General features: G+C 54.0%; 11 protein-coding genes. 3 read left to right on the forward strand and 8 right to left on the reverse strand.

The genetic code is table 11. From position 1 onward, the window contains the following. Window positions 1–47 precede the first annotated feature (47 nt). The 3 genes from Q4491_RS03090 (at window position 48) to gntR (ending at window position 3,189) form a co-directional block, all read left to right on the forward strand. Window positions 48–542 (forward strand): gluconokinase, encoded by a 495-nt coding sequence (locus Q4491_RS03090; RefSeq protein WP_027253165.1) that lies wholly within the window; start codon window positions 48–50, stop codon window positions 540–542. Between the two features lie 48 nt (window positions 543–590). Then, window positions 591–2,078 (forward strand): NADP-dependent phosphogluconate dehydrogenase, encoded by a 1,488-nt coding sequence (gene gndA, locus Q4491_RS03095; RefSeq protein WP_303454482.1) that lies wholly within the window; start codon window positions 591–593, stop codon window positions 2,076–2,078. A gap of 109 nt (window positions 2,079–2,187) precedes the next feature. Next, entirely contained in the window at window positions 2,188–3,189 is a 1,002-nt protein-coding gene (gntR, locus tag Q4491_RS03100) for a gluconate operon transcriptional repressor GntR (RefSeq protein WP_192015501.1), read from the forward strand. 190 nt (window positions 3,190–3,379) lie between these two features. On the opposite strand, the gene Q4491_RS03105 is transcribed toward gntR, so the two are convergent. The 8 genes from Q4491_RS03105 to Q4491_RS03140 all read right to left on the reverse strand — a co-directional run bounded on the left by Q4491_RS03105 (window position 3,380) and on the right by Q4491_RS03140 (window position 13,821). Continuing rightward, the gene (locus tag Q4491_RS03105) at window positions 3,380–5,299 is read right to left on the reverse strand and encodes a beta-N-acetylhexosaminidase (protein ID WP_303454487.1); all 1,920 of its coding nucleotides are present in this window, start codon (window positions 5,297–5,299) and stop codon (window positions 3,380–3,382) included. Between the two features lie 9 nt (window positions 5,300–5,308). After that, window positions 5,309–6,196 carry a BadF/BadG/BcrA/BcrD ATPase family protein gene (locus Q4491_RS03110; RefSeq protein WP_303454490.1) on the reverse strand — a complete coding sequence of 296 codons (888 nt, stop codon included), beginning with the start codon at window positions 6,194–6,196 and terminating at the stop codon, window positions 5,309–5,311. After that, entirely contained in the window at window positions 6,189–7,928 is a 1,740-nt protein-coding gene (locus Q4491_RS03115; RefSeq protein ID WP_303454493.1) for a glycoside hydrolase family 9 protein, read from the reverse strand. The genes Q4491_RS03110 and Q4491_RS03115 overlap by 8 nt, the downstream gene beginning before the upstream one ends. A gap of 74 nt (window positions 7,929–8,002) precedes the next feature. Beyond that, window positions 8,003–8,998, reverse strand: a complete 996-nt coding sequence (locus Q4491_RS03120; RefSeq protein WP_192015505.1) for an ABC transporter ATP-binding protein — start codon at window positions 8,996–8,998, stop codon at window positions 8,003–8,005. 20 nt (window positions 8,999–9,018) lie between these two features. Then, on the reverse strand, window positions 9,019–9,987 hold the full coding sequence (locus tag Q4491_RS03125) for an ABC transporter ATP-binding protein (protein ID WP_192015506.1): 969 nt from the start codon (window positions 9,985–9,987) through the stop codon (window positions 9,019–9,021). Continuing rightward, window positions 9,987–11,015, reverse strand: coding sequence for an ABC transporter permease (locus tag Q4491_RS03130; protein WP_161443389.1), 1,029 nt, complete (start codon window positions 11,013–11,015; stop codon window positions 9,987–9,989). The genes Q4491_RS03125 and Q4491_RS03130 overlap by 1 nt, the downstream gene beginning before the upstream one ends. Before the next feature lie 2 nt (window positions 11,016–11,017). After that, window positions 11,018–12,007, reverse strand: a complete 990-nt coding sequence (locus Q4491_RS03135) for an ABC transporter permease (RefSeq protein WP_192015508.1) — start codon at window positions 12,005–12,007, stop codon at window positions 11,018–11,020. Between the two features lie 140 nt (window positions 12,008–12,147). Beyond that, window positions 12,148–13,821 (reverse strand): ABC transporter substrate-binding protein, encoded by a 1,674-nt coding sequence (locus Q4491_RS03140; protein ID WP_192015509.1) that lies wholly within the window; start codon window positions 13,819–13,821, stop codon window positions 12,148–12,150. Between the last annotated feature and the right edge of the window lie 640 nt (window positions 13,822–14,461).

Consider the following 14,461-nt stretch of genomic DNA (forward strand, 5'->3'; position numbering starts at 1 on the left):
ACTATAAGGAACTGCCCTGCGCTGTGAGCAGGGCTGGGATAATGGCGATGAAACCAAAAAAGATAATTGTAATGGGCGTATCAGGGTGCGGCAAAAGCCTGATAGGCAGCACGCTGGCGACGGCACTGGGGCTGCGCTTTTTTGATGGCGATGATTTTCACTCGCCGGACAATGTTCGCAAGATGAGTGAAGGCGTGCCCCTCAATGATGAAGACAGGGCTGAGTGGCTGGCACGGCTCAACCAGTTGTTGCGGGATGCCCCCAATGCGGTGCTGGCTTGCTCTGCGCTGAAACCTGAATACCGCCGCCAATTGCGCGCCGGGATCGACGGGCTGGAAATTGTCTACCTTCAGGGGGATTTTGACACTATCTGGAACCGCCACCAGCAGCGTGCGGATCATTATTTTAACGGTCGCGCCATGCTGGAAAGCCAGTTTGCGACTCTGGTTGAGCCAGAGCAGGATGAAGCACTGTTTATCGATATCCGCCAGTCTCAGCATGAGGTATTGCAGGATATTCTCACGCGACTGTCGCCGGCCTGAATAAGGCAAAGCGATTTTGAGTCACTCATTGCAGTAAAGGAAAAAGGAATGACATCAACCCAGTGCAATATAGCCATGATTGGTTTAGGCGTGATGGGGCGGAACCTGGCGCTGAACCTGCTGGAACACGGCTTTGCGGTGGCTGGCTTTGATCTGCAGGCCTCCCTGGTGCAGCAAGCCGGGCAGCAGGCTGAAAAGCTGGCGAAAGCGCCATTTACTGGCTGTGATTCTCTGCATCAGGTATTGGCGGCGCTACAGTCGCCGCGGGTGATTGCCTTGTCTGTCCCGGCAGGAAAACCGGTTGATGCCGTGATCTCTGCGTTACTGGAAGCCGGACTGGAACCACAAGATATCGTGATTGATACCGGCAACAGCCTGTGGACGGATACCCTGGCCCGCGATAAGCAGTTTAAGGGCCAGTTCCAGTTTTTCAGCACAGCTGTGTCGGGCGGTGAAGAAGGTGCCCGCCATGGCCCGGCTTTGATGGCCAGCGGCAGTGCCGCGGCCTGGCATCAGGTCGGCCCGATGTGGACAGCCATCGCCGCACAGGTCGACAGTGCGGGTCAGCCGCTGCCGCCGTTGAGTCAGGGCGAGGCCTGCGCGGCTTACCTGGGACCGGACGGTGCCGGCCATTACGTGAAAATGGTGCATAACGGCATTGAATATGCCGACATGCAGTTGATCTGCGAGGTTTATCACTTTCTCAGCCAGCACCTTACAATGTCTGCTGCCGAGATAGGTGAGATCTTTGCCAACTGGAACCAAGGGGTACTGAACAGCTATCTGATGGAAATCAGTGCCGATATTTTGCAGCAGCAGGATCCTGACTCCGACCGGCCGCTGGTGGAAATGATCCTGGATAAAGCCGGGCAGAAAGGCACAGGTTTGTGGACGGCCGTCAACAGCCTGGAAGTCGCCAGTCCGGCCCCGACTATTGCCCAGGCGGTGTTTGCCCGCGCGATGAGCGGGATGAAATCTCTGCGTGTGCAGGCGGCCAGCTCACTGCCTCTGGTCGCGGATGACGCTCAGACCCAGAATAAAGCCGAACTGATCGCCCAGCTGCACGATGCACTCTACTGCGCCAAGCTGTGTACCTACGCACAGGGATTTGCGCTGATGAAAACCACAGCTGCCGGGCAGGGATGGCCGCTTGATTACGCCGTTATCGCCAGGATCTGGCGTGCCGGCTGTATTATTCGCGCTATTTTCCTGCAGGATATCAGTCGTGCCTTTGAGCAGCAGCCAGCGCTGGAAAACCTGCTGTTAGCCGATCACTTCCGCACTCAGCTTACCGAGCGTCAGTTAAACTGGCGTAAGTCCGTTGCGTCTGCCAGCCTGGCCGGTGTTGCCATGCCGGGGATCAGCTCAGCGCTGCAATACTTTGATACCCTGCGCAGTGAAGTGCTGCCGGCCAACTTGTTACAGGCCCAGCGCGATTACTTTGGTGCCCATAGCTATTCCCGCATTGATCAGCCAGAGGCTGACGCCTTCCATCTCAGCTGGGGTCAGTCCCCGCGCGTGCAACGCAAAGTGTAATGCAAACAGGCCGGAGGGCCTGTTTCTTTTTGCGCCAGGTTACAAATCACAACAGGCGCTTGTGGTAATCTTGGGCTTGTTTAGCCCAATCCGACACATGAAAAATACCATGACAACCAAAAATAAACGCCCGACTTTGCAGGATGTTGCGAACCTGGTCGGAGTGACTAAGATGACGGTCAGTCGTTACCTGCGCGATCCCAGTCAGGTTTCAGCGGCCTTGCAGAGCAAAATTGCCGCCGCTGTCGAGGAGCTGGGATACATTCCCAATCGCGCCCCCGATATTTTGTCCAATGCCAAAAGTTATGCCATCGGTGTGCTGGTACCTTCACTCACCAACCAGGTGTTTGCTGAAGTGATCCGGGGCATTGAAAAGGTCACCGGTCCTGCCGGTTATCAGACCATGCTGGCACACTATGGCTATAGCGCTGAAATAGAAGAGAAAAATATCGCCTCTCTGCTGTCCTACAATGTGGATGCCATTATTCTGTCGGAAAGCGTGCATACCGAACGGGCGCGAAAAATGCTCGATACTGCCGGGGTGCCTGTGGTGGAAATCATGGATTCAGTTTCCCCGGCCATTGCTCAGGCGGTGGGGTTTGATAATCAGGCCGCCGCTGAGGCGATGACAGAGCAGATGATCGCCCGCGGTCGCCGCCATATCGTGTATTTTGCCGCCCGTATGGATGCCCGAACCCACTTGCGTTTTACCGGATATCAGCAGGTAATGAGGAAATACGGGCTGGTGCCGCGCAGCATTCAGACCGAGGAAGCCTCCTCGTTCAGCTTAGGCGCCGGTTTACTGCGGCAGTCACTGGCAGAATATCCGGAGGCTGACGGTATTTTCTGCACCAATGATGACCTGGCTATCGGGGCGATTTATGAATGCCAGCGGTTAGGTATTCAGGTGCCGGAGCAAATGGCGGTGGCCGGTTTTCACGGTCATGATATCAGTCAGGTGATGGTGCCGCGCCTGGCCACTGTGGTTACCCCGCGTGAGCGGATTGGCTATGTTGCTGCCGAGCAGATTCTGCAGCGGTTGCGCGGCGAGCCGGCGACAGAGAAAGTGATCACCCTGGATGTGAAAATTGAGCTGGGCGAGAGTATTTAGCGGCCCTGAGTTTGGCTTGTTCACGCAACACTGAGCAAGTCATCCGGCTAGTGGCAGAGGTAAAAAAAGGGGACCAGAGGTCCCCGAACTTATTGCCAACACAACCATATAGGATGTAAAAGACACTTCACGACACACGACAGAACCCACCCGCAGCTCACCACTGTGACCTGGCTCTGGACATGTTCTGTTAACCCTGGCGGTAGTTCAGTCCCACCCGGTCTAAATAGTTCAGCTGGCCATGGAGGCGGGCTTTGAAATCATCCCAGTCACGCTGATCCGGCGGACACCAGCAGACTTCACTGACCGCCAGCAGGCGGGGATAGAGCAGGTATTCAAACCTTGCCTGGCTGTAGACATGCTCACACCATAACGCGCACTGAATACCCATGATTTGATTCAGTTTGGGATCGTTTGGCTCCAGCTCGGCCAGCGGGCGATAGCTGTACACAGTTTCCAGCGGTAAGATCCCGGCCCAGTTTGCACCGGCTTCCTCGGCGGAATGTCCCTGCGCCAGATCCAGATAGGTGTACTGCGCGGGCTGCATGATGACCTGATAGCCTTTGCCTGCACACTCCAGTCCTGCCTGTTCATTTATCCATGGCATCACTATGGTGTTTTTACTGACTTTGTCGCCTTTGACCACTTCCTGCCAGCCGAGTATGCGCTTGCCTTTCTGAGCCAGATAATTTTCGACAAAGCGTAAAATATGGCCTTGCAGTTCAAACGGGTCTTCATAGCCCTCTGCGGCCATCAGTTCGCGACACGCGGGGCTGTCAGTCCAGACACCGTTTGGCACTTCGTCTGCCCCCACATGCAGGAAAGGCGCCGGGAACAACTCGCAGACTTCATCCAGCACTGTGGTCAGGAAGGTGTAAGTGCCTGCCAGCGCCGGTGACAAAATGTTGTCTGAGTAATTCTGGATGCTGCGGTACTGCGAGCGATCAGCTTCATCAACCAGCAGCTCCGGCAGCGATTTTATGGCTGCCCGGCAATGGCCGGGAATATCGATTTCCGGGATCACCTGAATACCGCGATCTGCCGCATAGGCGACGATATCCCGGATCTGCTGTTTGGTGTAAAAGCCGCCGTACCGGCGATCAACAGTCGAAAACTGCGGGACCAGCTGCTCTTGCGGCCCGCGCCAAGCTCCTATGTCAGTCAGGGCAGGGTAGGCTTCTATCTCGATGCGCCAGCCTTCATCGTCGGTCAGGTGCCAGTGGAATGTATTGAACTTATAACGGGCAAGCTGATCGAGCAGTTTTTTGATCCGGGCAACGGAATGAAAATGGCGCGCGCAATCCAGCATCATGCCGCGGTGGCCGTATTGCGGCTGATCGTTAATTTCCACCATAGGCACGCTGAGCGAGTGCTCAATCTGATGAGTCGGCTGAGCAGGCAGTAACTGCAGCAGGCTGGCTGTCGCATGGCTGAACCCGGCCGAGGAGCTGGCTTCGAGCCAGATGTGATCGGGTTCGATCAGCATATGGTAAGCGCCTTCAGCCAGATCGGCGCGCGCCTGATAGTGAATATTGCCGCCGGGGCCGACCTGCAGGGGCGTGTCGAGCCAATGGGCCAACTCCTGCTGCAGCCAGTTCACACAGCCCTGTGCGGCGTCAGGAAACGCTGCCAGTGCGGTATCGCGGGTAAAACGGAACTCGCCCGGTAAGGTTTTCAGACTGGCGGGAGCCGGGATCAGGTTAATCGACTTGGGCGCAGGCAACTCGACAGTCTGTCTGTCCTGCACCGGGTGTTTCAGGTTCACCGGGGTCACAGTCACCGGCAGTGCTTCGCCTTGCTGACTGGCATACAGGCAGGCTTCGATCACGCCGTCACCATGCAGGGTGAGTGGCGGGGTCTTAATGGAAAATTCGGTATAGAAATGGCTGTTGGGTGCCAGGGCGGTAGCGTCTGAGGCTGACAAGGTGCAGTAGCTGCCAATCTGCTGCAACACGCCGCGAGAGACCGAAGCCGGTTCAATCCAGCGACTGAGGATAAAAGCCAGGGACCAGGCTTCCAGCGTCTGTTCACCCAGGTTGTGTAAGGTCAGCGCGAAGCGGGATTCCGTATCGGTTTGATTGATAACAGTTAAATCAAGGCGATAGCTCATGATAGCCCCTTATAATGGATACAGGTTATGATCGCCCTGAGCGATCAGTATTGCGCCATCCATGGCATCTCCCTGCGGAGCAGCCAGTCGGCGTTGAATAGCGGGTGTCAACCAGGGGGCGATGCGCTCGCCAATGCCGCCCATCAGACACACTTGGTCTGCACCGCACGTCAGCAGAGCGTTCAGCCACATCTCAATATCTGTGGCTGTCTGCTGAAGCAATGCCACCGCCAGGCTGTCGTTTTGCTCTGACAGCCGGAAAATCTGCGGGGAAAACTGGCCATAATCGCAAGGACGGGCGGTTTTTGACCATTCGACAATGGCATCGACATCCTGTCCGAAGTGAGCCAGTACATGGCGGACCAGTTCGGTTTGAGGCACGATACCGTCAACGCTCAGTAACACTTGCTGAATGAGGCGCAGGCCCATGATGGCGCCGCTGCCCTGATCGGAAATCGGAAATTCCCGCCCGCCCAGCACAGTGATCTCCTTGCCGCGGCGAAGAATACCGACAGAGCCGGTACCGGCGATGAAAATCGCGCCGTCCTGCCCGTTCCAGGCACCCAGACAGGCGCCATAGCCGTCTGTGTTGAGCGCCATCCGGCCATAGGGATGCGGCTGGGCCATGAAGTCGTACCAGGCTTTGCGATGTTCAGCGCCTGCCAGTGCCAGACCGACAGCCATGTGAGAAAAGTCGGCATCGGTCAGGCCGGCTTGTGCCGCGGCGGTTGCAATCGCATCCTGTATCGATGCCATGGCAACTTCCGCGCCGAGCAGAATATTGGCGCTGCCGGTTTTAGCTTCAGCCAGTAGCTGGCCGTTATGATCGCAAAGCCGTGCCCGGCAAGAGGTGCCGCCGCCGTCAATACCGACCAGAAAACGCAAATCATCAGCCATGATGGCGCTCCTTACATTGCATCACGATAGCTAACAGATACCAGGCGGCATGCGGGATCCATTGCTCCCCCCAGCGCCAGTTCTGCAGCATGTCATTCGCCTGGGCCGGTGGCGCAAAGGCAATATCCGCTTCATTGTCAAAACCTGAGGTAATGCCATTGCAGATACCGCCTTTGGCATTGAAAAAACCTAACTCAGGCAGATAAAGCGGATTATTACGGCCGTGTCCGTCCAGCATACTCATATCAAAGGGGTTGAGGCCCAGCATCCAGTTCAGGAGCTGAGTGCCGTAATCTTTCAGCCTGCGGCTCAGTTCACTGCTGTGCACAACCGGGGCGGCCATGAAGGCCATAGCGGCGAGAGAGCCAAGTCTGGCATTTTCTCCCTGCCACCAATATCCGCTTTCATTATTGTGCGGAATAAAGAAAGCACAGTGCTTGTCGCCATCCACTGCTTTGACATACTGGCGCGGATAGCCAAAAGGATTACTGGCCGATTGCGTGATGTTCAATTCAAATTGCAGTGCATTGTCCAACACCTCTTCCATCGCGTTCAGGCGGTGTTGATCCGATTCAATCTGTAAATACTGCAGCAAACTGATGACCGGCAGACCCGCTTCGGCGGCATGAAAATACGGCCGGCTGCCATCAGCGTTCGCGCTCCAGTAATGTTGCTGCTGGTTATCGGACTGCTGACGTGCAGCCAGTCGATCGGCCCAGTAACGGGCTTCGCTGAGATAGCGGGTTTGATCAGTCGCTTTACTCAGCTCGACCGCCGCCAGCAGCGCGCAATATTCATCAATGATGTTTTCTTCACCATTATCCAGATATTGGCTGTTGTGGGTTTTAAGGTGCCAGTATGCCGTCTGGGCCGATTCCAGATAGGCGTCGGTATGTTTCACCTTGCCCAGATCCAGTTTGCTCACCGCAGCACTGCGTACCAGCCTGGCCGCTGCGGCCAGGGCGGCAATCGCCATGCCGCCGCCCTGACGAAAAGCGGCCTGATAGCTGTCAGCTTTTATTCCCTCCTGAGTTGAATAGCTACAAATCTCCCGTTGCCCGGTGGACTTACTCCACTTATCGAACACTGTCATATAAAAATAACCCTGCGGTGCATGCATCCGCAGTAAAAAATCCGCGCCAAAAAGTGCCTCTTCAATCAGGCGGACGCGGGAAAAATCCGCAAAAGCGGGATCACCCTGCAGCGACTCAAAGGCGGTGAGCATATTCCACACCACCATAGGCGTCTGCTGCGGATTGAGGTAATTGGCATAGGACAGGTGACTCAGGTATTTACTGACATCGCCCGAGGCGTCGTACCAGCCGCCATGGGCGTCGACGACTGTGTCCTGATGGCCAAACAGCGGGACGGCATGATCATGCTGATCGAATTTGCCGCCGCAGCGCTGGGATTTGAAATAGTGCAGTACATCACTGAAAGTGCGCTGCATCAGCAAGCCGTCTGCGATCTCAAAGTCTGAAGACTCAAGATCACCAAAGCGGATCCGGTAGCGTCCTGCTTCCTGCCAGGCACTGAAATCGATGGGTGTTGCCGTGCCTGTGTGCCATTGATCTGTGCGCTGGCTTTGAGAGAGCGGCAGTTGCATCACAGCTTGTCGGTCGTCACTGCGGATCAGGGTCGCCTGCGTCAGGGATAAAGGGGCCTGATGCTGAACTATGGCAACCTTATTACCTGTGCGTTCATAACCGAGATGGTTGATTAACAACTGCATAGCTTTCCTTTGTTGTTGTGAGTTATTGTCGGTTTTTCAGCGATGTTCGCTGCGATTAGTTACCTGAGCTGCCATCAGCTATTGAACAGATAGCAGCGGACAAAATGGTTTTCCGCCAGCTGCGTGACTTCCGGCAGGCGTTGACGGCACTGCTCGGTCGCGTGGACACAACGCCCTGCAAACGGACAGCCGACACTGTCTGGTGTCCACAGCGGAATATCCCCTTTGTTACCGGCTAACGGCTCATGGATCGACTTGCTCGGATCCGGCACGGCAGAGACCAGTAACTGGGTATAAGGGTGCTGCGGATGATGGATAATCTCTTCGGTATCACCCCATTCCACCATGTGACCGACGTACATTACGGCCAGATCTTCGGCGATATAACGCGCAGTGGCGATATCGTGAGTGATATAAAGCAGCGCCATCTCGCGCTCAAACTTCATTTCTTCCATCAGGTTAAGGACACCGGCACGAATAGAGACATCCAGCATGGAGGTCGGTTCATCGGCCAGGACCACTTCGGCACCAACCGCGATATTGCGGGCCAGGTTGACGCGCTGACGCTGCCCGCCGGATAACTGGTGCGGGTACTTTTCTGCTGTGGCTTTGGGCGGGATCAGACCGACTTGCTCCAGCAGCTCATAGACTCTCTCTTCCAGCTCTTTTTTATTGCCCCGGCTGACTTTGTTGTGGATCAGCAGGGGACGGGCCAGGTGGTGAAAAATAGTATGGGTTGGGTTGAGCGATCCGAACGGATCCTGCCAGACCATCTGTACCCCCTGACGGTACTGCATCAGCTCGCTTTTTTTGGTGATGTCCTGAATATCACGACCGAAATATTCGATAGCCCCTGAAGTGGGCTCGTACATTTTGGCGATCATTTTCGCTGTGGTGGATTTACCGGAACCGGATTCTCCCACCACCGCCAGGCCACGACTTTTGTACATTTTAAACGACACCTGATTCAGTGCCCGCATCTTGGATTTTTTCAGCGAGTTACTGTTGACCGAAAAGTCTTTGACCAGGTTCTTCCCTTCGATAATGGGTGTTCCGACTGGATTGCTCATTTTGCCTCCGATCCTTCTTGTTATAACTTGTTGTACAGGTGGCAGTTGCTAAAACGGCCGGGTTCCAGTTGGCGAAGCTGTGTGCTTTGCGAGAAGCAGGCGTCGTGCGCTTGGCTACAGCGCGCCTGGAAACGGCAGCCCTGAGGCACTTCCAGCAGGTTGAGCGGATTGCCCGGAATGCCGGTCAGACGGGTTTTTGGCCCGGTCAGTGGCGGAAACGAGCTGCCCAAACCCTGGGTGTAAGGGTGGAACGGGGATTCCAGAATCTGCTTTGACGGCGCGACTTCGACCAGCTCACCGGAATACATGATGCCGATACGATCGGAGAACTCGACCATCAGAGACAGATCATGGGTGATGAACAAAATCGCGAAACCGAATTCTTCTTTCAGGGCATAGATCTTTTGCAGGATCTCGCGCTGTACCACCACATCCAACGCTGTTGTCGGTTCGTCCATGATGATCAGTTTGGGGTTCAGAGCCAGGGCAATGGCAATCACCAGGCGCTGGCGCATACCGCCGGAAAACTGGTGCGGGTAATCGCTCAGTCGGTTCGGGTGGATATCAACGATCTCCAGCAATCCCTGAGCGCGGTGCACGGCCTGCTCTCGGGTCATGTTGGTGTGACGCATGATCACATCACAGAACTGCTCTTCCATGGTCAGTACCGGGTTGAGGGCGTTCATCGCACTCTGGAAGACCATGGAAATCTCACTCCAGCGAAAGCTGTTCAGTTTCTGGTCGCTGAAAGTCAGTATGTCGCCGTGACCGTCGAACAGCACTTCACCGGCAGTAATAAACGCAGGCGGCTTGTGCAGACGCATCAGGGAAAAGGCAACGGTGGATTTACCACAGCCAGACTCACCAGCCAGCCCGAAGACTTCACCTTTACCAATGTCAAAGCTGACATCGTTGACGGCGCGGACATCACCGGCGTCGGTAATATAGTCGACGCACAGGTTGCGAATGGAAATTTGTGGAGTCGTCATTACTTCTCTCCTCCTTGCAGTGCAGGCTTGACGGTCGTCGCGGTGGCACGCTGTGCCTGTTGGTTTTTCTTTGCCATGTTCTGCCAGCGGCGCAAGCCTTTGTGCGAACGCAACTGCGGGTTGGCAATCTCATCCACGGCGAAGTTCAGCATCGCCAGTCCGATCGCAATCAGTGTCAGGGCCACGCAGGGTGCCAGCAGCTCCCACCAGGCGCCAACCAGCATGGAAGAAGAGGTCTGTACGTTGTACAGCATTACGCCCCAGCTGATAGAGTTCGGATCGCCCAGGCCGAGGAATGACAGGGTGGCTTCTGTCATGATGGCGAGCATTACTGAGCCGATGAAGCTGGCGCCGATAATCGAAATCAGGTTAGGCAGAATTTCGACAAAGATGATGCGCCAGGAAGATTCGCCCAGAACTTCAGCCGCTTTGACGAACTCTTTTTCGCGCAGTGACAGGGTTTGCGCCCGGACCACACGTGCGCCCCATGCCCAGGAGGTCAGGGCGATAACCACGGCAATCGTCAGCGGTCCGGCCTGGCCGATAAAGGCAGCGATGACGAACAGAATGGGGAGCTGAGGCATCACCAGCATGATATTCATCGCAGCAGTCAGGGTGTCGTCGATCCGTCCGCCAAAGTAACCGGCAGACACACCGATCACCGTTGCCAGGAAACAGACCATCAGACCGGCACCGAAACCGACCGCCAGAGACGTACGGGCGCCGTAAACCAGCTGTGACCAGATATCACGGCCCATACGAGAGGTGCCCAGTACATGGTCTGCTTTTTTTGATAACCGCAGGGTCCGGTTGTTATCAGCTAGATTCTGTGCCACCCAGCTGTCCGGGTTGCTCTGTGCCGCCTTGACGATAAAGGCCGGATACTCGTGCGGATTGCCGGTGCGGCGGTCAGGTTCATGCTTGGTGATCAAAGGTGCGAACACAGCGGCCAGAATAAATAAGCTGATAATGATTAAGCCAGCCAGTGCTTTATTGTTGTTGGACAATAGTTTGATTAAAGCTTTCATGATTATTTGCCTCCCTTACGCAGGCGAGGATCCAGTGCCACAATCAGCAGATCGGCCAGGAAGTTAAAGAACAGCATAAACAGCGTCATGATCAGCAGCTGCCCTTGCAGAACCTGATAGTCACGGGCGTGAATGGCATTGAGCATCACTGTGCCCAGGCCCGGATAGTTAAAGATGATTTCGACAATCAGCTGTCCGCCAATCGCCATCCCCAGCGCCATAGACAGTGCCGTTACGCTCGGCAGCATGGCATTACGGGCGGCATAGTTGAAAACCACGCGGTTTTCATTCAGCCCTTTGCCTTTGGCCATGGTGATATAGTCTTCGTTGAGCAGGTTGATCATGTTATTACGCATGCTGATCAAAAAGCCGCCGATTTGAATAGCTGTGGCACACAGCAGCGGCAGTACCGCGTGGTACAGGACGTCTTTATAGAAAGCCAGGCTGGTCCAGTCTGGCAAAGTGCCCGGTGTATAGGCATAGCTGGTCGGGAACCATTTCAGGCCCATGCCGAAAGTAAAGAGCACCAGCATGGCGATAACCACAGGCGGCACGGCCTGGATCACCAGCATACCGGGAGACACAAAGGCGTCATATTTACTGCCGCGTTTCCAGGCGGCGAAAATCCCCAGTACAGAGCCGATGCAGAAGGCCATGATGACAGCAGAACCGGCCAGGAACATTGACCAGCCGACCGCCCCGCCCAATATTTCGGTCACGGTTTGCGGATAAAATTTGATTGAAATACCCAGATCCCAGTTGAGGATACTTTTGATATAGGTGAAATATTGCTGGTACCAGACCTGGGCTTCATCAAAGCCAAGCAGTTTTTTCATTGCTTCGATACGCTCGGCTGTCACCTGAACGGAAGCATTGGCAAACATCATTGTCACCGGATCGCCGGGCATCGCCCGGGGAATTGCGAAGTTCAACGTGGCTGCAAACAGCAAGGCAACCAGGTAGAACGATAAACGACGTAGAAAAAATCCCATAACTCACACCTTTCCCAACCAGTGACTTACGACTCTGGGCTGAACTCTGGACGAAAAACCCCCTGACGCCAGGCGCCATACTTTACACAGTGTGGGGGAAGAGGCGGTGCGCAGAACACGCACCGCAAATTAAACAATAATTATGATTTTGGTTTCAGGTCAATGACTTGAAGTAAGCGCTCTGGAACGCCAGCCCAAACCATTGGACGACCGTTCGGGTGTTTCTCATTCCACCAGCCAGTGAAGCGGCTTGTGTTGTACTGGAACATATCAGCACTGGACATCACAGGAATGGTGATCTGATTTTCAGCAATGATTGCCTGAATCTGATAGGCCATTTTCTTCTGCTCGTCTTTGCTTGCTGTTTTGTAGAAACCATCCAGCAATTTGTCTAGCTCGGCATTCTTGAAGAAGTGCATGGCAAAACGTGGGTTTCCTTCGCCCTGCAGGCGGGAGTTGTAACCACTGTTCCAGTACAGATGCGGATCCGCACCGTGGAAGTAGTTGGTGTACGCCACGTCATACGTTCCTTTGATCATGCCTTCGTTATACACAGCGAAGTCAGGGGTGCGTGCGTTGGCCTTGATACCGGCTTCCTGCAGTTGCTCAACTGCCAGCTGTACTGTGTTGTTGAAGTCGGTCCAACCGTTCGGAGACTGAACGTCCAGCTCAATCTTTTTACCGCTTGGCGTTTCAACGAAACCGTCACCGTCGATGTCTTTAAAGCCGGCTTTTTTCAGCAGGGCTTTTGAGTTCTCAAGGTTGTAGGTGTTGAAATCTTTGTACTTGTTGTAAACCGCATTGTCAGACCAGGCTTTGAAACCCTCACCCAGACCAGACGCATAGTGGTTTGGTGTACCGCTGCCATAGAAGGCAATGTCGATAATGGTCTGACGGTCAATCGCCATAGAGAAAGCACGACGGAAGTCTACATTGTTGATAGCTTCGTTGTTACCTTCTTTTGGCGACTTGAAGTTCAGCATGAAGGCTTGGGTGCCAGACGCCGGATACCAGTATTTGTGGTTCGGGTTAGAGGCCGCGTACGTGCTGTCGATGTCCGGGATGAACGACGATGTCCAGTCCAGCTCAGAAGCAATAACTTTGCTCAGCAACTGGTCATTGTTGGCAATCTGAGGCATACGAAGACAGTCAACATCCAGATTATCATTATCCCAGTAGTGCGGGTTACGGCACTGAATGTACAACTGAGGTGTGAAAGTGTCGATTTCAGTAAACGGACCTGTACCAACCGGATTTTCGTTGGCAAAGGTTTCAGGCTCTTTCACTTTGCTCCAGATGTGCTCAGGTACGATAGAAACGAAAGACATTTCATAAGGTACGTTGGAGTTGGCTTCAGTCAGACCGAAAGTGATCTTATTGCCGTCAACTTTGACATCTTTCACCCACTTGATGATACCGCGCTGGTCAAGTGCAGGATGATTTTTCAGCAGCTCATAGGTGAAGGCCACGTCTTTGGCTGTGAAGGGTTTACCGTCTGACCACTGAACGCCGTCACGAATCACAAAAGTGACTTGCAGCAGGTCGTCAGACATATAGAAATCTTTCGCCAGACGCATGACAGGCTCGTTACCGTGCATCTGGTTGAAAATGACCAGTTGCTCATAAACGAAGTCTGTGGTGGTACGCAGGTTGGTTTGCAAATATGGGTTGAAGTTACGTACCAGAGTCGGATAAAAATCGGGCACTATGGTCAGCTCACTGCGTTCAGCACTCATCGCAGGAGAAGTCATGGCAGCGGCAGCCGCGGCCAGGATGGCAAGTGTTACCTTTGTTTTCTTTATGTTGGCAAGCATAGCTGTTCCTTACTCTTTGCTTTGTAGGGTTTACATTTCACTTAGGTTCCCCTCCATCTATGGTGGGGCTGGTAATCCACTCTGGACCGGTTGAGTAAAGCGACCTGGTTCAGATGGCCTGTGGACACTCAGTGCCCTAAGGAAACGACTTCGGGCGGGAATCGTCAATTGCATTGCACGTTAAAAACGTCAAAAACATTAAGCTTGCTGTCAAAAACGTAAAAATCGCCCGCTATTCTACGGGAAAATGCCAGCCATTCTAGCCTTAGAACGAATTGATAACTATCCGCATGTTGGCGCTTACTATCTAAATATTTCATTATTATTAATGATTTAGTTTTTATTTTAACAATGAGGATTACAGGCTTTGAACGTAAAAGCGCTTATTTTCAAACGGAAAATTTTTGTAAAGATTTTGTTGTGATTGGCGTCTCATATCATGAAATTTATCATTAGCTGCCCCTGGTTTGCTGTGGTTGAGGCGATTTTTTCATCACTACCTGGTGGCAGTTTGTACTTTATGTTGAGTGAAAACTAAGCTTATTTTTCGTCACGTGAATTCACTGACGGGCGATTTAGAGGCGAGGACTGTAGCATGAGCCGCGACCTGAAAAACGCACAGGATGCGCGCGTGGCTGAA

This window comes from Photobacterium sp. 2_MG-2023, from assembly GCF_030547675.1.
GTDB lineage: Bacteria > Pseudomonadota > Gammaproteobacteria > Enterobacterales > Vibrionaceae > Photobacterium > Photobacterium arenosum.